The 18,386-nt window shown below is 60.6% G+C and carries 16 protein-coding genes, 1 tRNA gene and 1 riboswitch; of the genes, 1 reads left to right on the forward strand and 16 read right to left on the reverse strand.

Going from position 1 to position 18,386, the window contains the following annotated elements; genetic code table 11:
• Window positions 1-70: 70 nt before the first annotated feature.
• From dtd to asnB, 7 genes are all read right to left on the reverse strand, one after another.
• Window positions 71-517: a D-aminoacyl-tRNA deacylase gene (dtd, locus tag AB5164_RS03305; protein ID WP_040358996.1), complete on the reverse strand. Its 447-nt coding sequence runs from the start codon at window positions 515-517 to the stop codon at window positions 71-73.
• A 3-nt stretch (window positions 518-520) separates the two neighbouring features.
• Complete coding sequence (gene rdgB / locus AB5164_RS03310) at window positions 521-1,162, reverse strand: RdgB/HAM1 family non-canonical purine NTP pyrophosphatase (RefSeq protein ID WP_022094898.1); 642 nt, start codon at window positions 1,160-1,162, stop codon at window positions 521-523.
• A 141-nt stretch (window positions 1,163-1,303) separates the two neighbouring features.
• Complete coding sequence (gene rph / locus AB5164_RS03315; protein WP_195232425.1) at window positions 1,304-2,029, reverse strand: ribonuclease PH; 726 nt, start codon at window positions 2,027-2,029, stop codon at window positions 1,304-1,306.
• A gap of 54 nt (window positions 2,030-2,083) precedes the next feature.
• Entirely contained in the window at window positions 2,084-2,968 is an 885-nt protein-coding gene (gene murI / locus AB5164_RS03320) for a glutamate racemase (protein WP_035137557.1), read from the reverse strand.
• Window positions 2,969-3,017: 49 nt separating this feature from the next.
• Complete coding sequence (locus AB5164_RS03325) at window positions 3,018-3,929, reverse strand: HAD family hydrolase (protein ID WP_238057636.1); 912 nt, start codon at window positions 3,927-3,929, stop codon at window positions 3,018-3,020.
• A 107-nt stretch (window positions 3,930-4,036) separates the two neighbouring features.
• Complete coding sequence (locus AB5164_RS03330; RefSeq protein ID WP_368142705.1) at window positions 4,037-5,599, reverse strand: Mur ligase family protein; 1,563 nt, start codon at window positions 5,597-5,599, stop codon at window positions 4,037-4,039.
• Between the two features lie 112 nt (window positions 5,600-5,711).
• Window positions 5,712-7,592, reverse strand: coding sequence for an asparagine synthase (glutamine-hydrolyzing) (gene asnB, locus AB5164_RS03335; protein ID WP_117563808.1), 1,881 nt, complete (start codon window positions 7,590-7,592; stop codon window positions 5,712-5,714).
• 187 nt (window positions 7,593-7,779) lie between these two features.
• Here asnB and AB5164_RS03340 point away from each other — a divergent pair.
• Window positions 7,780-7,855 (forward strand) — tRNA-Val (locus AB5164_RS03340).
• A gap of 612 nt (window positions 7,856-8,467) precedes the next feature.
• On the opposite strand, the gene AB5164_RS03345 is transcribed toward AB5164_RS03340, so the two are convergent.
• The 9 genes from AB5164_RS03345 to AB5164_RS03385 all read right to left on the reverse strand — a co-directional run bounded on the left by AB5164_RS03345 (window position 8,468) and on the right by AB5164_RS03385 (window position 17,847).
• On the reverse strand, window positions 8,468-9,751 hold the full coding sequence (locus AB5164_RS03345; RefSeq protein WP_368142706.1) for an aminotransferase class III-fold pyridoxal phosphate-dependent enzyme: 1,284 nt from the start codon (window positions 9,749-9,751) through the stop codon (window positions 8,468-8,470).
• A gap of 69 nt (window positions 9,752-9,820) precedes the next feature.
• Window positions 9,821-10,801, reverse strand: a complete 981-nt coding sequence (gene argB, locus AB5164_RS03350) for an acetylglutamate kinase (protein WP_055252306.1) — start codon at window positions 10,799-10,801, stop codon at window positions 9,821-9,823.
• An 81-nt stretch (window positions 10,802-10,882) separates the two neighbouring features.
• Window positions 10,883-12,151 carry a bifunctional glutamate N-acetyltransferase/amino-acid acetyltransferase ArgJ gene (gene argJ, locus AB5164_RS03355; protein ID WP_368142707.1) on the reverse strand — a complete coding sequence of 423 codons (1,269 nt, stop codon included), beginning with the start codon at window positions 12,149-12,151 and terminating at the stop codon, window positions 10,883-10,885.
• Between the two features lie 135 nt (window positions 12,152-12,286).
• Complete coding sequence (argC, locus tag AB5164_RS03360) at window positions 12,287-13,357, reverse strand: N-acetyl-gamma-glutamyl-phosphate reductase (protein ID WP_347479513.1); 1,071 nt, start codon at window positions 13,355-13,357, stop codon at window positions 12,287-12,289.
• 266 nt (window positions 13,358-13,623) lie between these two features.
• Window positions 13,624-14,034, reverse strand: coding sequence for a pyridoxamine 5'-phosphate oxidase family protein (locus AB5164_RS03365; RefSeq protein ID WP_347479511.1), 411 nt, complete (start codon window positions 14,032-14,034; stop codon window positions 13,624-13,626).
• Between the two features lie 44 nt (window positions 14,035-14,078).
• On the reverse strand, window positions 14,079-14,525 hold the full coding sequence (locus AB5164_RS03370) for a pyridoxamine 5'-phosphate oxidase family protein (protein ID WP_347479509.1): 447 nt from the start codon (window positions 14,523-14,525) through the stop codon (window positions 14,079-14,081).
• A 30-nt stretch (window positions 14,526-14,555) separates the two neighbouring features.
• Window positions 14,556-15,356 carry an energy-coupling factor transporter transmembrane component T family protein gene (locus AB5164_RS03375; protein ID WP_368142708.1) on the reverse strand — a complete coding sequence of 267 codons (801 nt, stop codon included), beginning with the start codon at window positions 15,354-15,356 and terminating at the stop codon, window positions 14,556-14,558.
• Complete coding sequence (locus AB5164_RS03380) at window positions 15,356-17,260, reverse strand: energy-coupling factor transporter ATPase (protein WP_368142709.1); 1,905 nt, start codon at window positions 17,258-17,260, stop codon at window positions 15,356-15,358. Before AB5164_RS03380 ends, AB5164_RS03375 begins: the two co-directional genes overlap by 1 nt.
• The gene (locus AB5164_RS03385; protein WP_229030478.1) at window positions 17,257-17,847 is read right to left on the reverse strand and encodes an ECF transporter S component; all 591 of its coding nucleotides are present in this window, start codon (window positions 17,845-17,847) and stop codon (window positions 17,257-17,259) included. The genes AB5164_RS03380 and AB5164_RS03385 overlap by 4 nt, the downstream gene beginning before the upstream one ends.
• A 5-nt stretch (window positions 17,848-17,852) precedes the next feature.
• Window positions 17,853-18,045, reverse strand: a riboswitch (FMN riboswitch).
• Window positions 18,046-18,386: the final 341 nt, after the last annotated feature.

An 18,386-nucleotide genomic window follows, 5' to 3' on the forward strand; every position in this document is an offset into this window, starting at 1 on the left:
CTCTAATACTATAGCACCCTGTTGTGGCCATACGCAAGTAGCTAAAAAAGCCCGGTCCCAAATTGACTACTTACAGACTATCGGTGTCCAAGACGATGGTGAATGGGCCGTCGTTGACCAAGTCGACTTTCATATCGGCGCCAAAGATGCCGTGCGCCACGTGTTCGACATCTTGGCGAACGAGCGTCAGGAAGTACTCGTAGAGCTCGTTGGCAACATCGGGGGCGCCTGCATCGGTAAACGACGGACGGCGGCCGTGGCGGCAGTCGGCAAACAGCGTGAACTGCGACACCACGAGTACCTCACCGTCGACATCGGCAAGCGCCAAGTTGGTCTTGCCGTTCTCGTCCTCGTTGATACGCAGCCCGCGGAGCTTGCCCCACAGCTTATCAGCCTCAGCGCGCGTATCGCCGTGGCCCACGCCAAGCAGCACCAGATAGCCGCGCCCAATTTTGCCCACGCACTCGCCGTCGACCGTCACGCCGGCGTTGAGTACGCGCTGCACCACCGCGCGCACGGCCTACTCCTCGCCCGTCAGTTTGGCGGACAGGTGCTCGAGCGCGTGGAATCGATGGCTGATGGCGTTCTTCTCGTCAGCCGTCAGCTCGGCCATGGTCTTGCCCGGCGTGTCGACCGGCAGGAACAGCGGGTCATAGCCAAAACCATGGTCGCCGCGGCCCTCGTGCGCGATAACGCCCTCGCAGGCGCCCTCGCCATAGGTAACCAGACCGTCCGTGTCGATGAGCGCGACGACGCTCATAAAGCGCGCGGTGCGGTCCTCATCTGCCACGCCTTCCAGGTTAACGAGAAGCTTGGCGTTGTTGGCGGCATCGTCGCCGTGCACGCCCGCATAGCGCGCGCTATACACACCGGGCTCACCGTCCAGCGCGTCGACGACCAAGCCCGAATCGTCGGCAATGGCCATAAGGCCCGTCTCCTCAACCGCGGCTTGGGCCTTGATGATGGCGTTCTCCAAAAACGTCGTGCCGTTTTCCTCGGGATCCTCAAAATCACCCAGCTGGCCGAGCGCCACAAAGCGCACCTCGGGCATGACCTTGCCCAAAATGGCCTCGATCTCGGTGAGCTTATGGGCGTTGCCCGTTGCCACGACGATGGTCGCCGCCGGGTCGAGGGTGTCGATGTCAATCTTCTCAAGTGCCATGACTGGCCTCCTTGTCTCTATAGCAATGCCGCGTGAGGGGCGTTTGGGCACTTGACCTCTCCCCTCTCAGGCGATCGGACCTTTCAACGCAGCATTTCAGCAGATAAAACCTACCAAAATAAACCCGTCCCTTTTGGCAGGTTAGGCGATGGCTTGGCGCTGAAGCTCGATGAGTTCGGCGATACCCTTGTCGCCCAGGTCGAGCAGGGCGTTGAGGCGTTTGCGGTCAAAGGGCGCCTGCTCGCCGGTGCCCTGGAGCTCGATCATCTCGCCGGTGTCGGTGGCGACGAGGTTCATGTCGACCTCGGCATGGCTGTCCTCCGAATAATCGAGGTCAAGCAGCGTATTGCCGTCGACAACGCCCATGGAGATGGCAGCCACCTGGCCGATAAGCGGGATGCGTTCGATCTTGCCCGCCTCGACCCACATGGCGAGGGCGTCGTGCAGCGCCACCCAGGCGCCGGTGATGCTCGCTGTACGCGTGCCGCCATCGGCCTGAATCACATCGCAGTCGACGGTGACGGTGTACTCGCCGAGCGCCTTCATGTTGACGACGGTACGCAGGCTGCGGCCAATGAGGCGCTCGATCTCCATGGAGCGACCCTTGCGGTTGGCGTGTTCGCGCTTGCAGCGCTTGCCGGTCGACGCCGGCAGCATGGCGTATTCCGCGGTCACCCAGCCGGCCTTAGCTCCCTTTCGCCAGCCCGGTACGCCCTCCTCGATAGTGGCGGCGCACAGCACGCGCGTGTCACCGAACTCGGCCAAACACGAGCCGTGGGCGTGCTTCATGACGCCACGGGTGAGCTTAACGGGGCGCAACTCGTTGGCGGCGCGGCCGTTGGCGCGGTTGACCTGCATGTACTCCATAGAAATTTCCTTTCGGCAAAAGATGTGGCGGAGGCTTTGGCGGCTGCCTTACATCTATTTCAGCTCATCGATATCGATATGTTCGATGCTCTTGAGCGGCTGACCAAAGATAAAGCTGCCCGCCACCGCAAACTCGGCAATGTTATCAGCCGTCGTGGCAAAACGATGCTGCGGCTCGGCGGCGTCGCCCGCCAGCTGCTCGCGGCGCGTGAGGATATCGGTCAGCTCGCGTGTGGTCTCCTCGGCGGAACTCACGACACGCACTCCAGGCCCCAGCGCATGGCGGATAGGTCCCACCAACAGCGGGAAATGCGTACAGCCGAGCACCACGGTGTCGATACCGTGGTCGCGCAGCGGCTCAACCGTGGCACCCACCAGCGCACGCACGGCAGGCGTATCGAAGATATCCTCGTTCTCAAGCCACTGTTCCTGCAGATGTGCACCCGAGGCGAGCTCGTGTTCGACAACCTCGACAAAGCTCGAGGCAGGACAGCCGTATACATCGACGCCGGCATCCAGGTCCTGAATGGCGCGCGTGTAGGCGCCCGAGCGAATAGTGAGGTTGGTGGCGAGCACGCCCACGCGACGCGTACGCGTGCTGTTGATTGCCGCACGGGCACCCGGCGCGATCACACCGATCACGGGAACGTCGAGCACCTGCTGGGCCAGACGCAAGGCCGCAGCGGTCGCCGTGTTGCAGGCGATGACCATAATCTTGACGTCGTGCTTCGAAAGCCAACGACCCGCCTGCAACGCAAACGAGCGCACCTCATCCTCGGTACGGGTGCCGTAGGGGCAGCGCTTGGTGTCGCCAAAGTAGTAGACGGACTCGTGCGGCAGCGCCGTCGCGATGGCGCGCGCAACCGTCAGACCGCCCAAACCAGAATCGAACACGCCAATCGGGCGCGTGTCGCCTGCCGGATTCTCGATATCGGACATTACCTCACCAGTCTCTCTCGAAAAGACATGTCCAAGTGCGGCGGGCGCGCTACGAACGCGCCGCGACCAGCAGCTCTGCCGTCGCCGCCCAACCGTCGACAATTTTGCCACGCGTAACGAAAGCGTTCTCGCACGCAGCCAGGAACTCGGGCGCGCCGGCACTCGTCAGGCCATTCTCGACCAGGCAGAACGTGCCCACATGATCGGCCATGTAGAAGTCGGACTCGGAGTCGCCGAGCGCCAACGTCTCCTCGCGCTCGATCCCCAGGTGCTCGCAGAAGCGCGCAATGGCGACGCCTTTGTTGAGGCCCGCGGGGTTGATGTTGAATGCGCGACCGTCCTCGACGCGATCGAGCTCGAGCGTCGTCGGCTTGGACAGGTGAGTCAGGTGACCGTTGCAAGCCCAGATCAGACCGCAGCCGGCCTCGTCCAGGATGGCCTGGACCTCATCGTCGGGCACATCGCCGCGCATGCCGACGGTGACCTCACGGTACTTGTAGCCGGTCGACATGTCGTTGTGGTACTCGATCTTGTGCGGCCAGCGGGCAAGAATCTTCTCGCACACGCCGGTCTGCTCGATCACCTGGTGCGGCGTGAGGCCGCAAGAGGGGTCGTAGGGCATGTCGCCGGTCAGATACTCCCAATCGTTGGCTTTGAGGTCGTACATGACCAGGCCGCCCATCTCGCCGATGTAGGAGTTGAGGCCGAGCACGCGCGCGTCCTCGTGGATCATGGTACGGTTGCGGCCCGAGGTGGGAACCACCTGAATACCAGCGCGAGCGAGCGCCACGACGGCCTCGACGAGTTTGGTCGAGGGGTTGCCGTCGTTGTCGCGCAGCACGCACGAGCCGGGTGCGAGCATCGTGGCATCCAGGTCGGTAAAAACGTACTTGACCTTGGCCAAGCGCTCGCGCATCTCGCCCGAAAGCTCAGCGACGGTCGGCAGGGTATTGTGGGACATGGTTACTCCGTTTACGTAGAAGGGTTTGGACTTGGACGGCATGTTTTGATTGAGGGAACACGCTTATGGCGACAGCGCACTCAGGGCGCCGCCGCCATCATGGTTCATTAGTCAAACTGGGTAACATCGATCAGGCGATTGGCCAACGAAAGGTCGCTCTCGATGGGCACGAACTCGTCGCCCACGTGCATGAGCTCCTCGTCACCCTTTGCCAGCAGCAAGACAATGGTAGGAGCATCGGGGTTGACGTACTCCTCGCGCGCCGCCTTGAACGCCGCATGCACGGCAGCTTCGCGATCGAGGATGATCTTGTTCGGCGTATCGTCGGGAACATGTTCGGCAAGCTCGCGACAGACCTTCATCGGGTCCTCGTGAGCCGGGTCCTCATTGGCAAAGATCATCAGGTCGGAATACGGTGCGGCCTCGCGCGGAAGCTGCTCGCGGCGCTCCTGCGCCTTGCCGCCGGCAGCGCCAAACACCGCGATGACCGGGCTGGCGGGAAACGCGCGCTTGACCGACGAGAAAAGCGAACGGAACGAAAGCTGGTTGTGCGCATAGTCGACGACGCAGATCACGCGGCCGTCCTTCGACTCCACGACCTCCATACGGCCCGGCACACGCAGTTTGGAGAGGCCCTTCTTGATAGCCTCGATACCGATGCCGATCTCGCGCGCGGCGGCGATAGCGACCAGCGCGTTCTCCACGTTAAAGTCGCCCGCGATGCCCAGCAGGACCTTCTCCCCCGCCTCGGACTCGTCGGCACACAGGCCATGCAAGTTGAACTCGATGCTAAAGCCGACCATGCGTACGTCGCTCGCCCACAGACTTGCCTCGGGATGCTCGACGCCAACGGTCACCAAGCGCTCGGCCGTCGACGCTGCCTCCAGCACACGGTCGACCTCTTCGGTGCCCAGATTCACCACGGCGGTCTTTGCCTGGTCAAAGATCCTGAGTTTGCTCTCAAAATAATCCTCAAACGTGGGGTGTTCGATCGGCGAGATGTGGTCGCGGCCGATGTTGAGGAAGCACGCCACGTCAAACGGCAGATTCTCGACGCGTTGGTACTTGAGCGCCTGGCTCGAAACCTCCATGACCATGGACTGGCGACCGGACGTGCGGCAGTTGGCGATATGGCGCCAGACCTCGGGGGCCTCGGGCGTAGTATTGGTGCTCTCGTAGCACTCGATACCATCGTCGGTACTCACCGATCCGATCATGCCGCAGGACTCGCCCGCCGCTTTGATAATCGACTGGAGCATAAAAGCGGCCGTGGTCTTTCCCTTGGTACCGGTGATGCCCACGATCTTGACGTCGTGGTCGGGACGGTCGTAGACCTCCGGCGGCAACAGGGCCATGGCCGTGCGAACACTATCAACAACCAGCATCGCAGCACCGCTCTCCTTCGCCAGCGGCTCCAGAGACTCGACCAGCGACTCCTCGCACACAAATGCGACGGCGCCCGCATCGAGCGCCATGCTCAAAAACGCGGGCTTAAAGGCAGCACCTTTGCAAAAGAATACGTCACCTGCCGAGACCGCGCGCGAATCAAACGAGCAGCCGGTCACGGCGCGCTCGTCAACCTGCTCTGATGCGCGCAGCTCGCCGCACACGTCGAGAAGCTTGGCAAGCGTATCGACCGTGGTCACGGTCGCGGAATCCGAATGGTGCATCTTTCACCTTTCTCAGCCATTTGGCAGGGACGGCTTTTATAGTAACTGAAACGCACCCACGCAAAAACGGCTCCCGGAGGAGCCGTTACGCGCAGGCGTTCGTAAGCCGAGGCTAGGCAGCCTGAACAGCGGGCTGGTCCTCGTCGATAAAGAAGCGCTTGTACCACACTAGGAACACGAGCGGCGTATAGATCTTGCGCTGGAAATCGCCCTTGCCCGCAAAGTGCAGATCGAGCAGGTGCATGAGCTCGTCGGTATCGAAGAACTCGCTTGCCCACGGCGCGGTGAAGTACTCCTTGACATAGTCGTACCACTTTTGCTCGCGCAGCCAGTAGACAATCGGCACCGGGAAGCCCACCTTGGGACGGGTGGCCCACTCATCGGGCAGCGACTTGTTGGCAGCGTGACGGAGTACCTGTTTGTTGCCGTTCTCGTTGATGCGGTAGCGGTCGGGAATGTGCTCGGCGAATTCCATGACTTTGCGGTCCAGGAAGGGCACGCGCAGCTCCAGCGAGTGCGCCATGCACATCTTGTCGGCCTTGAGCAGAATGTCGCCCGGGAGCCACATGTTCATGTCCAGGTACTGTTTCTTGACCAGCTCGGGCTGACCCTTCACGCGCGCATAGATGGGAGCGGCAAGCTCGAAGGCGCCGTCGCCGGTGTTGTACTCGGGCTTGAGCACGCCGTCGACCTCGCGCTCCGGCCATACCAGAGCCTGTCCCAGGAACGACTTCTCGGGGATCTCGGCACCCTTGACCAGGAAGTTATGTCCCTTGAAGTACGGCATATGCAGCGCCAGGTTACCGAGCGCGCGACGGATGGGCAGCGGAACCATCTTTTTGTACTTACGCACCGGGACCGTATCCTCGTAGTAGGCGTAGCCGCCAAAGAGTTCGTCGGCGCCTTCGCCCGAAAGCACGACGGTAACGTCCTTGCGGGCCATCTCGGCCAAGAACCACAGCGGCACGGAAGACAGGTTGGACTGCGGCTCGTCCATGTGATACTGGATGTCCTCGAGCGCACCGAAGAACTCGTCGGCGGTGATCATCTTGCGAACGTTCTCGACGCCGAGCTTATCGGAAAGCTCCTTGGCGTAGTTGGTCTCGTTGAAATTCTTGTAGTCAAAGCCCACCGAGAAGGTCTTGTCGGGCATAAGGCAAGCGGCGATGTAGCTGGAGTCGACGCCACCGGAGAGGAACGACGCGACCTTGACATCGGCGATGCGATGGGCCTCGACGCTCTCGTGCACGACCTCGTCCAGCTCGTCGACATACTCTTCGAACGGCTTCTCGACGGCAGAGTAATCGCAATCCCAGTAGCGCTCGATGTTCATCTTGCCGGTCGGGATATCGACGGTAAAGTAGTGCGCCGGCGGCAGCTTGTAGACACCCTCGAAGAAGGTCTCCTCGGTTGCCGAATACTGCAGCGTCATGTACGGACGCAGGGCCTTTTTGTTGACCGCCTTGTGGAAGTGCGGGTAGTCCAAGAAGCTCTTGATCTCGGAACCAAAGAGCACGCCCGGAGCGCCGTCGCCCGCATCGGCCATGGGATAGTAGTAAAGCGGCTTGATGCCAAAGATGTCGCGGGCGCCAAAAAGCTTATTCTTCTTTTTGTCCCAGATGACGAAGGCGTACATACCGCGCAAACGATCGAGTACGGCCTCGCCCCACTCCTCGTAGCCGTGTAGGAGGCTCTCGGTGTCGGCGCCGCAGTGGAACTTGTAGCCCTTGGCCTCGAGCTCGGAACGGAGTTCTTGGAAGTTGTAGATCTCGCCGTTGAAGACAATGACGACGCTGCCGTCCTCGTTGGCCATGGGCTGAGCGCCGGCCTCGGTCAGGTCGAGGATCGACAAGCGGCGGAAGCCGAGGGCAACGCGGCCGTCGATAAACTGACCGCCCATGTCGGGACCGCGATGGACGATGCGGTCCATCATCTTGGTGAGCACCTCGGATTGGTTATCCGTCCCACCGACAAAACCGACAAAACCGCACATATACTATCCCCTCTGCTGTTGCTGGGCATCAAATCGAATCAGTAGCTTTTGAGTATACCCGAGGGCGTAAAGAGGGGCGGAATGTTCAGGCAATCTCAACTGAATCAGCTCCGCTGTGACACGCGCCAGTTACCTTTAATGGATATGAGGTGAATGGGGCGATTGTTTTGCTATACTCTCTCCGCACGGGCGATTGGCGCAACGGTTAGCGCAGGTGCTTTACACGCACAAGGCTGGGGGTTCGAATCCCTCATCGCCCACCATTGAATTGTTAGGCCTCCAGCGATGGAGGCCTTTCTTTTTTGTGCCCGGTGCATGGGATTCGAACCCGCAAGGGTGCGGAGCTGAGGAAACGCGAAGCGTTTTCCAGCGCAGCACGCGAGGAGCGGAGCGACGAAGCGGGGCGCGGGCGGCGCCAGCCGCACGCGGACATCCCTCATCGCCCACCACTGAATTGGAAACGGTCCTCGCAAGGGGACCGTTTTTTGTTTGGGCCCAGCGCATGGGATTCGAACCCTAAGGACCCCTTATTTCAAGGTCCGTGGCCAAATAATGGCAAAAATGAGTACTGCTGCTTTGTTTGCAACATATAAAAAGATAGTATTTGCTTAAGTTACGCAACATATGTCCATTATAAGAACTAACAGTTGGATCAAAATCATGCTTTCATCGCCATTTCGACTTGCTATCTGGCCTTATTAGTCCAAAATTGCTGCTACCAAATCGGTAACAGTACTCATATTTGATGTTTTTTGACCAGCAGGTCTCCCTGCCTTAGCAAATCTAAGGCAAAACGGGCTCCAGACCGCTGAATCATGCCGCATAGGACACGTCCGCAGTCCGGAACCCGGTCAAAATTGAGTTATTGCACCGCGTTAGCCCAAGACACCCGACAGGATCTCAATCAGACTGTCCACGTCGGCTTCCTCGCAGACGAGCGGCGGCAGGAAACGCAGCGTATGGGCACCCGTAGCGTTAATCACGGCACCGGCGGCCAGCGCGCGGGCAACAACATCATGCGCGTCGCCCGCGGCATCATCCAAATCACAGCCGAGCATCAAGCCGCGGCCACGCACCTCGGTCACGTGCGGCAGCTTGGCGAGCTTTGCCTCCATATAGGCGCCTACCTTGGCAGCATGGTCGGCATAATCGCCTCGCACGAGCGCGGAGAGCGTCGCGGCGCACGCCGCGATGGCCAAGCAGCTACCGCCAAAGGTCGAGCCGTGGTCGCCCGGCTTAAACACGTCGGCAATCTCCTTCTTTGCCACGACGGCACCCATGGGCACGCCGTCGGCAATGCCCTTGGCAAGGCTCATGATGTCGGGCTCCACGCCATAGGTCTGGAACGCAAACGGCTTGCCGGAGCGGAAGATGCCGCACTGGACCTCGTCGGCGATAAGCACGGCGCCCACTTCGTGTGCCAGGTCGCGCGCTGTCGCCATAAACTCCTCGGTCATGGGGTGCACGCCACTCTCACCCTGGATCGGCTCGAGCATCACGGCACAAATCTCGCTCCCCAGCTGCTTAAAGATCGCACGCAGCTCGTCCACATCGTTGGGCGTGCAAGCCACAAAGCCACCCGGCAGCGGGCGGAAGCTGTCCTGCAGCCAATCCTGCATGGTGGCGGCAATGGTCTCGAGCGTACGGCCGTGGAAGCCGCCGCGCATGCACACGATGGTGTTGCCGCCATTACCGGCACGCTTGGCGTACAGGCGCGCGAGCTTCATCGAGCCCTCGTTGGCCTCGGCGCCAGAGTTGGCAAAGAAGGTCTCCCAAACCTGCTCATCCGCAGCCGGGGCACCAAGAGCAGCTGCCGTGGTCTCATCGCCGGCGGCAATGGCATCGGCAAGCACGCGCGCACCATCTACGTCGTCGTTAGCAAGCTTGGACAGCAGCGCCGCGACCTGTCCGCGCTGCTCGATGTAGAAGTAATTGGAGACATGCATGAGCTTTTTGGTCTGTGCCTCGAGCGCCGAGAGCACAGCCGGGTCGCCATGACCTAGGCTGCACACGCCGATGCCGGCAAGAAAGTCGAGGTACTCACGGCCATCGTCGCCGGTGAGCTTCATGCCGTGACCCTCGACAAACTCGACCGGAGAGCGGCCAAAGGTATGCATAACGTAATGGGATTCAAGCGATTGCTGAGCTGCAAGTGACATGGGATGCCTTTCGTTGGGCGCCAGACGGCGCGGGGCTATGGGTGCAGGAATGGGGCGGCTGCGGGTCAGCTAGACCGTCTGAAGCTTCTCGACCTCGTCAAGGTTTTCGGTCAGACGCGCAGCAAACGTCGAAAGCGGATGCGGATGCGTATCGAACTCGTAAGCTGTCTCGGTGGAATGGATCACGGTGCCGACGCCGGCATCGGTCAGCAGCTCCAGGAGCAGCGAATGCGGCGTGGTACCGTTAATGATGTGGGCACGAAATACGCCGCCGGTAAGCGCATCGACGGCCGCACGCAGCTTAGGAATCATGCCCTTATCGACCTCGCCGCCGTAGAGCATTTCGTTGACCTCGTCGAGCGTTAGGTTGGAGATAAGCGAGTCCTTGTCGCTAAAGTCCTTGTACAGGCCATCGACATCGGTCAAAAAGATCGCCTTATGCGCGTGGAGCGCCGCGGCAACGGCACCGGCGGCGGTGTCGGCGTTGATGTTGAAGAAACCGCCGTCCTCCCCCGCCGCGACGGTAGCTATGACGGGGATGTACTCGCTATCGAGTAAGCGCTCGATATAGTCGGTGTTGACGTGCGTCACTTTGCCCACGCGACCGAGCTCGGGGTCGAGCGGCTCGGCGATGAGCGTGCCGGCATCGCTGCCCGACACGCCCACGGCCAGGTTGCCGTGGTGGTTGATGGCAGCAACCAGCTCCTGGTTAACCTTGCCGCCCAGCACCTCGCGCACGATATCCATAGTCGCCGGCGTGGTCACGCGCTGGCCGTTCTTAAACTCGACGGGAATATCGTAATGGCTCAGCGCCTCGTTGATAGCCTTGCCGCCGCCGTGCACGATGACGGGGCGCATACCGATGATCTTGAGCAAAACGATGTCGCTCATCACGTCGCGGCGCAGCTGCTCATCAACCATGGCGGCTCCGCCATATTTGATAACAACCGTCTTGCCGGTCAGGTTCTTAATCCACGGCAGCGCTTCGAACAGCAGCTGCGCGGTTGCTTCGTTGGATTCGCTCGAACGACAATCGCGTGCGAATTTCATAATCTGCCTCGTCTTTCGTATCGTTATCGCGCCGTGCTCCGCTGTCCGCAATCGCGGCAAGATGCGCAGCGTGCCCGGAATCTAGGAACGGTAGTCGCCGTTGATGGAGATGTACTCATGCGTGAGGTCGCAGGTCCACACAGTCGTTGCCGCGTCGCCTGCGCCCAGGTCGGCCGAGATCACGATCTCGGGCGCCTCGAAACGTCGCAGAGCCTCGTCCTCGTCAAAGGGAACAGTCAGACCGTCGTGACAGACAGGCATGCCCATCATGTCAATGGAAACGTCTTCCTGATTAAACTTCACGCCGCACTTACCGAGTGCCATAGCAACACGGCCCCAGTTGCAGTCGTGGCCGGCGATGCAGGTCTTAACGAGCGGCGAGTTGGCAACGGCACGGGCGGCGATATCGGCCTCCTCGTCGTTCACGGCGCCGGTAACGTTGACCGTAACAAGCTTGGATGCGCCCTCACCATCGGCGGCGATATTGCGCGCCAGGCTCTCGCACACCTCGTGCACGGCAAATGCCAACTCGTCGAAGGCATCGGAGCCCTCGACGATAGGCTCGGCATCTGCGGCAGCGGCGCCGGAGGCAAGCATGATGCAGGTGTCGTTGGTCGAGGTGTCGGAATCGACCGTTACCTTGTTAAAGGTCTGCTTGACGGTCGAGAGCAGCAGGGCGTGGAGCGCCGCCGGCTCGACGGGGGCATCGGTAGTGATGACCGCGATCATGGTGGCCATGTTGGGCATGATCATGCCCGAGCCCTTGCACATACCGCCCACCGTATAGGCATTGCCTGTGTGTCCCGCAGCCTCGCTGACGTAGGACACGGCGTACTCCTTGGAGTGCGTGTCGGTCGTCATGATGGCGCGAGCGGCATCGGCGCCACCGTGGGCGGAAAGTACCTCGTAGGCAGCAGGAATGGCGGTCTCAAACGTGTCGATCGGCAGAATCTGGCCAATCACACCCGTGGAGGCAACCAGAATCTGCTGGGGCTCGCAGCCGATGACCTGCGATGCGATGCTGCATGTCTCGCGCGCGCATGCAAGGCCGGTCTCACCCGTGGCGGCGTTGGCATTGCCAGAGTTGATTGAAACACCGGCGATAATGCCATAGCCCTTGTCCGCACCGCCCAGGTTGGCACGGCTCACCTGCACGGGCGCCGCACAAAAGCGGTTGGTCGTAAACACGCCGGCGCCGGGACAGGGTTTATCAGGCACGACGAGCGCGTAATCCAGACGCTCGGGGTTCTTGCGGAACCCAGCGTGGATGCCTGCAGCCTTAAAACCAGCCGCAGCCGTAACGCCGCCCTCGACGGCGCGAATCTTGATATCAATCAGGTCGGTGTTCATCGTCCCTACGACTCCTTATATCAAACAAAAAAGCGGGCATCGGCTGGCACGCCATACCGGTCGCAACTACTAGACCAGCTTAAAAGTGGCGCCCAACTCGATACCCGACTACCAAATCGCTAACAATCGAATGTGCTACACCGGGCACGCCACTGTGAGCAAGCCTCGTCGCTCGTCAAAGCCAAAAACGATGTTGGCGCACTGGACCGCCTGGCCCGCAGCACCCTTGCACAAATTGTCGATGGCGCCCGTCGCCACCAGCACGCCTGCGCGCTTGTTGAGCGCGAGGCCAATCTGGGCGGCGTTGGTGCCGACGACCGAAGCCGTCTTGGGCTGCTGGTCGGCGTCGAGCACGCGCACAAAGGTGCGACCGGCATAGAACTGCTTGTAATAGTCGACAACGTCCTCAAGAGCCAGGGAGTCGATGGCCTGCGGCGTGAGCGGCAGCGTCACCGTGGAGAGCAGGCCACGCTTGAGCGGTGCCAGATGCGGGGTAAAGACGATGCGATCGGTCAGGCCAAGGATTTGCTCAATCTCGGGCGTATGACGATGCTTGCCTACGCCATAGGCCTCCAAGTTCTCGTCGGCGCTGCAAAAATGCGTACGAGCGTTGCAGGACTTGCCGGCACCCGTTACACCGCTGATGGCATCGACAATCACGGGACCGTTCTCGGCCACCCAGCCCGCACGCACGGCAGGAGCGGCAGCAAGGCTCGTTGCGGTGGGATAGCAACCGGCGCAGGCGACCAGCACGGGTTTGCCGTCGGCATGGCTGGAAGCAGCGGTCTCTAAGTCCTGGCAGAACAGCTCGGGGAGGCCGAAAGCACGCGTCTTGAGCAGCTCGGGGCTCGTATGCGCGGCGGCATACCACGCCTCGAACACGGCCGGATCGCTCAGACGGTAGTCGGCAGACAAATCGAAGCAGGAAACGCCTGCGGCAAGCAGCGCGGGCACCTGTGCCATGGCAGCCGTGTGCGGCACGGCAAGAAAAACCGCATCGCAGCTCTTAAGCTCGGGGGCGTCATGCGTGGTGAAAACCAGATCGCTCACGCCAGCAAAGCTCGGATACACCGCGGACAGCGGCTGGCCGGCATCGGCGTTGGACGTAATGGCAACAAGTTCAAACTCGGGATGGCCGAGCACGAGGCGAATGAGCTCGGCTCCGGCATATCCAGCCGCGCCGACGATTCCAACCTTCAATGACATATCAGACTCCTTGTCTGCGATTTATGCACCGATGCGCATTTCGCAGTGGTCGTTATGAAGTGGGTTGAAACTTTAGCACCAAAAGATGCATGAACACGTAAATGGCTTGCATATTCATGCATTGAAACAATCCCGACACATTCGCTTGAAAGAATTGACAAATAAATGCGGGCCCCATATTACCCAGTGCGCCTTACGGTGACGTTGCAATGTGGGACCCGCTACATGCGAGAATTTGAATTGTCGAAGCTTGCTGGGAGACTCGTTTAGAGCTTGACCGGCACCCATTCGTCATGGTTGCAGATAAAAGCCTCGGGATCCTCGACGCTAAAGAAGACGAGCGTGGGATCGCCTGCGCCCTCGTAGTGCTCGCCTAGGCGCTCCAGGTGCCTCCAGCCTGCCTCGCGCATATCGGGAGCGGCCTGGTCATCCAGACCCGCATGCCCGCGCAAGATAAGCCAGCCATGGCCCGGCCACCAACTCGTGGCCTCAAAGCGTTGGTTTTGCAGCAGCTCCTGCCACACATCCTTGGTGCGCGCCGTCACAAACCACAGCTTGCCGTCCTGGATCTGCGCAAACGAAAACGGACGCACATGCGGCTGCCCGTCCACGCTCGTCGCCAAGTACCACGCCGGCACCGACGTCAGATACTCCAACACCGTATTCAATCCGTCCATGTGTCCTCCTGTATTAGCCAGTTTGAGAGCCTGGTTTGTGTGAGCTAGAGCTCCAGGCGCTCCTCGCTGCCGTCGATATCACAGAAGCGGGCGGCAATGTTGCGGACCGAAAAGAAAGCAAGGCGGCCGTCGTTGGCGCTCTCGTGTTCCTCGCCGATGCCCACCATGTGCTTAAAACCCGCTTGACGCACCTTGTCGCTCGCAACTGCGTCGTCCTCAAGTGCGGCCTCGCCGGTCAACACGATCCAACATTCCCCCGGCTTCCAGCCCGAGAGCTCAAACTTGGAATTCGCGCTGAGCTCGGCCCACACATCCTTGTCGCGCGACGTGCAAAACCACAGTTTACCGTCATCGACCATGGCAAACGAAAACGGTCTCACGCGGGGCTGATGTCCATCGGCCACATCGGTCGTGGCCAGATACCACGCCGGAATGCGCCTGAGATACGAACAGGCGCGCTCAAGCTGAGCCGTGCGGTCGTTGTCGGTCATAGGGACCTCTTTCTTGCGCTCGAATCGCGCCTAAACAAGTTGAAGATTGATGACGATGACGCAGATGAGCAGCAACGCCGTCACCACCGCCGCAAACGCATCGCCGCGGCCAAATGCAAGCGCATGCAGGCGCGTGCGGCCCTGCTCGCCATGATAGCAGCGTGCATCCATGGCAGCAGACAGCGTCTCGGCATGGCGGAACACGCCGGTGAACAGCGGAATCGCCACACTGCCGAGCATGCGTACGCCACCGAGCGGACCGCCCGTCACGCGCGCGCCGCGGCTTGCTTGTGCATCGGCCGTCTGCTTCATCTCAGTGGCAAACTGCGGCATAAAGCGTAGCGCGATACCCATGATCATGCCGAGCTCGTGCGCAGGAAGTCCCACACGCGCAAACGGCGCGAGCAGGCGCTCAAAGCCCGCGGTGAGATCGAGCGTCGGCGTGGTGAGTGTAATGGCGCTCATGCCGGCCATCATCAACGTCAGGCGGCACGCCATAAAGACGGCAGAACGCAGCGAGCCCTCGCTTATCTGCAAAAATCCGAGCTGCCACAGGATGCGCCCATTCTGATCGGTAAACAAGTTGAGCACCGCGACCACGACGACGATTGCCAGCAGCGGCGCCATCGACGACAGAACGCGACGAACCGGCACCCGAGACACGGCATAGATCAGCACGACGAAAATTGCGACAGGGGCCAGTCCGCGGAAGCTGCTGACTGTGAGCGTCGTGATCAGAAACACAAAGCCCAAGAGCAACTTGGTTCGCGGGTCCAGGCGGTGAATTGCACTATCGCTGGGATAGTAACTACCAAACGAAAACGCCTCCATCAGCAGCCCTCCTCTCGCGCGACCGTCTTGGATTTAGCAATGTCCGCGACGTTAGAAGGACCGCCCGAGCGACCGATTAGCAGGTCCACCAACTCATCTGCCAGCGACTCAACCGTATAGAGGCCGTCAAAGCGCAGCGGCACGCCTGCCTTCGCAAGCGTCAGCGCCATGCGCTGGGCAGCGGGAACACCCAAGCCGATTGATTTAAGCTCATCCGCATGCGCAAACACCTGCACGGGGGTTCCCTCGGCAAACACCGCGCCTTCGTTCATTACGACGATACGGTCGCAGCAATTGGCCAGGTCATCCATGCTGTGCGAAACCATGACAACGGTCAGGCCATCGCGGTGAAGTCGATCGATAAGCTCAAGGAAATCCCTGCGCGCAGCCGGATCGAGCCCCGCCATGGGCTCATCGAGCACCAGGACTTCGGGCTCCATGGCGAGCACGCCGGCGAATGCCACACGCCGTTGCTGACCGCCCGAAAGCTCAAAGGGACTCTTGTCGCCGACCGTGGAAAGGTCGAGGCCCACGCGTGAGAGCGATGACTCGACACGACGGTCGACTTCATCTTGCGGCAAGCCAAGGTTATGCGGACCAAACGCCACGTCCTGCGCCACGGTTTCGGCAAACAGCTGACGCTCAGGATATTGAAACACCACGCCGACCTTGGCCTTAACCGCGGCGGCGTCTTTCTTGTTTGACAGATCGAGCCCCAGCGCGCGAACGGATCCCTCCTGGGGGCGAATCAAACCGTTGAGATGCTGGACCAGCGTCGACTTACCCGAACCGGTATGACCTGCCAAGCCCAGGAACTCGCCGCGACGCACCGTCAGCGATACATCGCGCAGCGCCCACGGGCTGCTTGGGTCGTTTCCCCAGAGAGCCTGTTTGTTCGATTTGTCCGCAGTGGCCGAGCGCTTGTGCCAGCGGTGGCGCTCGCGCGGACTGAGCGAATAACTGTACGAAACATGGGATAGTTCGATGACGGGCTCCGACGCGTTGTCCTCGTTGTCTACCGGAACAGTGCCGTCAGCGATTTCCAACTGGGATGCGGAAGACTGTCCCGCGGTGTCTGCCCCACTTCGCTCGGCATAAGCCTGCGCAATCTCAGCGACCATATCCACCTCGCGCACCTGCGCATGAACAGGCACGCCCTTCGTACGAAGCGCCATGCCCAGACGACACGACTCCGGCATATCCAGGTTGAGCTGCGCAAGCTCATCCGCCCGCGTCAAAATTTCCTCGGGCGTACCGAGCATGGCAACGTGCCCCGCCCGAAACACCGCGACACGATCGGCCTCGGCGGCTTCTTCCATAAAGTGCGTAATCATCACGATGGTCATACCGCGAGCGTGCAACGCGCGGCAAGCCTTCATGAGGCCCTTACGTCCACGCGGATCGAGCATCGAGGAAGCCTCGTCCAAAATGAGAACGCGCGGTTCCATGGCAAGCACGCCGGCAAGCGCCACGCGTTGCTTTTGGCCACCCGAAAGCGCATGGGTCTCGTGGCACTCAAAGCCCACCAGGCCCACGCCCTTCAGCGCCTCGCGTACGCGCTGCGCAATTTGCGCCGATGGCACGCCAAGGTTTTCGGGACCGAACGCAACGTCATCTTCGACAAGCGTTGCCACCAGCTGATCATCGGGATTCTGGAACACCATGCCCGCGGTCGAACGAATGTCGTAGACCAGCTCGGGGTCGGACGCATCCATGCCGTTGATGCGTACCGTGCCCGCGTCGGGCTGCAGCAGTGCATTCAGATGCTTGGCAAACGTCGACTTGCCCGACCCATTACCACCGAGGATGCAGAAAAACTCGCCGTCCTCGATATTCAGATCGACGCCGTCGAGCGCCGGTACGGCACCGTCATAGCTAAAGGAAACGCCCCGACACTCAATCATGCGCGGCCTTTGACCTGGTCCTTCTTGGGCGTGATGAGATTAGAGACCGCCTTGTACACCGCCAGCGTGAGTACCGAGTTAAGCACAGTCTTGATGAGGTTAAACGGCAAAACAGCGGGAAGCATGAGCGGCAGAATCACATCGGCCGAGCCATACCAGAACCATACGCCAATAGTAAGGTTTGCGACCATAGACAGCGCTGTAGCGGCAATGACGCCGAGCACCAGGCCAATCACGGCACCCTTGTAGGTGTGCATCTTCTGATAGACGATAGCCGCAGGCAGAATATAGCCCAGCGTGGCAACCAAGTTCATAAGCGCACCGACCCAATCGCCCGTGGTAAGCGCATGGATAACGATCGCCATAGCGGCAACAGCTGTGCCGGCACCAGGGCCATACGCAAATCCACACACCATCGCCGGCACCAGCGACGGGTCATAGGTCAAAAACGGCGCCGAAGGAAGGATGGGCAGCTGCACGTACATAAACAGGGCGCCCAAGGCACACATCAGCGCCATGGTAACGAGCTGTTTGGTGCTCCACCTATTCGTGTTCTCAAAATGGATATGCTGCGACTGTTCAGACATAAGATCACCTGCCTCTTTCATCCGGACTCTAACCGTTGGTACTGGGATCTCACCAGTTCAGCCGGCATGCGAACCAACGCACACACGGGTCGCGGACTCATCGGCTCGGTCGCACGCATCTCACCTGCGCCACGGCGTCCCTTTGACACCGCCCGATTTACCGCCAGTGGGGAATTCCACCCCGCCCTGAAACAGCAATTGCAAGTGTAGCACGAGCAATCGCTCGCGCAAGTATGCCGAGGGTAATTTATGGCGGGGGAAATAGCCCAGAAATATGCCCGGGACAAGTTAACGCGACGACCACGTTCTCCGTCCACACCAAAGTGATGCGCCTTTCGCGCAAAGCGCGAAACAGCAACCGGGACATGTCTCCCCAACAACCACGTCCTTTTCCGCCCGCCGACCTCAAGGCCGTGAACGTAGGGGATCCGGGGGCGTGACGGGGGTTTCTCTCCGGAACATTCCGCACTGATATCTTCTGTATTGAAGACGTCGATGATGCACCCGTATACCATTGACGTCGACACCATCAGATGCGG

Source organism: Collinsella aerofaciens (assembly GCF_040915425.1).
GTDB classification, from domain to species: Bacteria; Actinomycetota; Coriobacteriia; order Coriobacteriales; family Coriobacteriaceae; genus Collinsella; species Collinsella aerofaciens_BW.

Bases quoted from the DNA above. Each gene is read 5' to 3' on its own strand.
- rdgB (WP_022094898.1), bottom strand. From the start codon at position 1,162: ATGGCACTTGAGAAGATTGACATCGACACCCTCGACCCGGCGGCGACC.
- rph (WP_195232425.1), bottom strand. From the start codon at position 2,029: ATGGAGTACATGCAGGTCAACCGCGCCAACGGCCGCGCCGCCAACGAG.
- murI (WP_035137557.1), bottom strand. From the start codon at position 2,968: ATGTCCGATATCGAGAATCCGGCAGGCGACACGCGCCCGATTGGCGTG.
- AB5164_RS03325 (WP_238057636.1), bottom strand. From the start codon at position 3,929: ATGTCCCACAATACCCTGCCGACCGTCGCTGAGCTTTCGGGCGAGATG.
- AB5164_RS03330 (WP_368142705.1), bottom strand. From the start codon at position 5,599: ATGCACCATTCGGATTCCGCGACCGTGACCACGGTCGATACGCTTGCC.
- asnB (WP_117563808.1), bottom strand. From the start codon at position 7,592: ATGTGCGGTTTTGTCGGTTTTGTCGGTGGGACGGATAACCAATCCGAG.
- AB5164_RS03345 (WP_368142706.1), bottom strand. From the start codon at position 9,751: ATGTCACTTGCAGCTCAGCAATCGCTTGAATCCCATTACGTTATGCAT.
- argB (WP_055252306.1), bottom strand. From the start codon at position 10,801: ATGAAATTCGCACGCGATTGTCGTTCGAGCGAATCCAACGAAGCAACC.
- argJ (WP_368142707.1), bottom strand. From the start codon at position 12,151: ATGAACACCGACCTGATTGATATCAAGATTCGCGCCGTCGAGGGCGGC.
- argC (WP_347479513.1), bottom strand. From the start codon at position 13,357: ATGTCATTGAAGGTTGGAATCGTCGGCGCGGCTGGATATGCCGGAGCC.
- AB5164_RS03365 (WP_347479511.1), bottom strand. From the start codon at position 14,034: ATGGACGGATTGAATACGGTGTTGGAGTATCTGACGTCGGTGCCGGCG.
- AB5164_RS03370 (WP_347479509.1), bottom strand. From the start codon at position 14,525: ATGACCGACAACGACCGCACGGCTCAGCTTGAGCGCGCCTGTTCGTAT.
- AB5164_RS03375 (WP_368142708.1), bottom strand. From the start codon at position 15,356: ATGGAGGCGTTTTCGTTTGGTAGTTACTATCCCAGCGATAGTGCAATT.
- AB5164_RS03380 (WP_368142709.1), bottom strand. From the start codon at position 17,260: ATGATTGAGTGTCGGGGCGTTTCCTTTAGCTATGACGGTGCCGTACCG.
- AB5164_RS03385 (WP_229030478.1), bottom strand. From the start codon at position 17,847: ATGTCTGAACAGTCGCAGCATATCCATTTTGAGAACACGAATAGGTGG.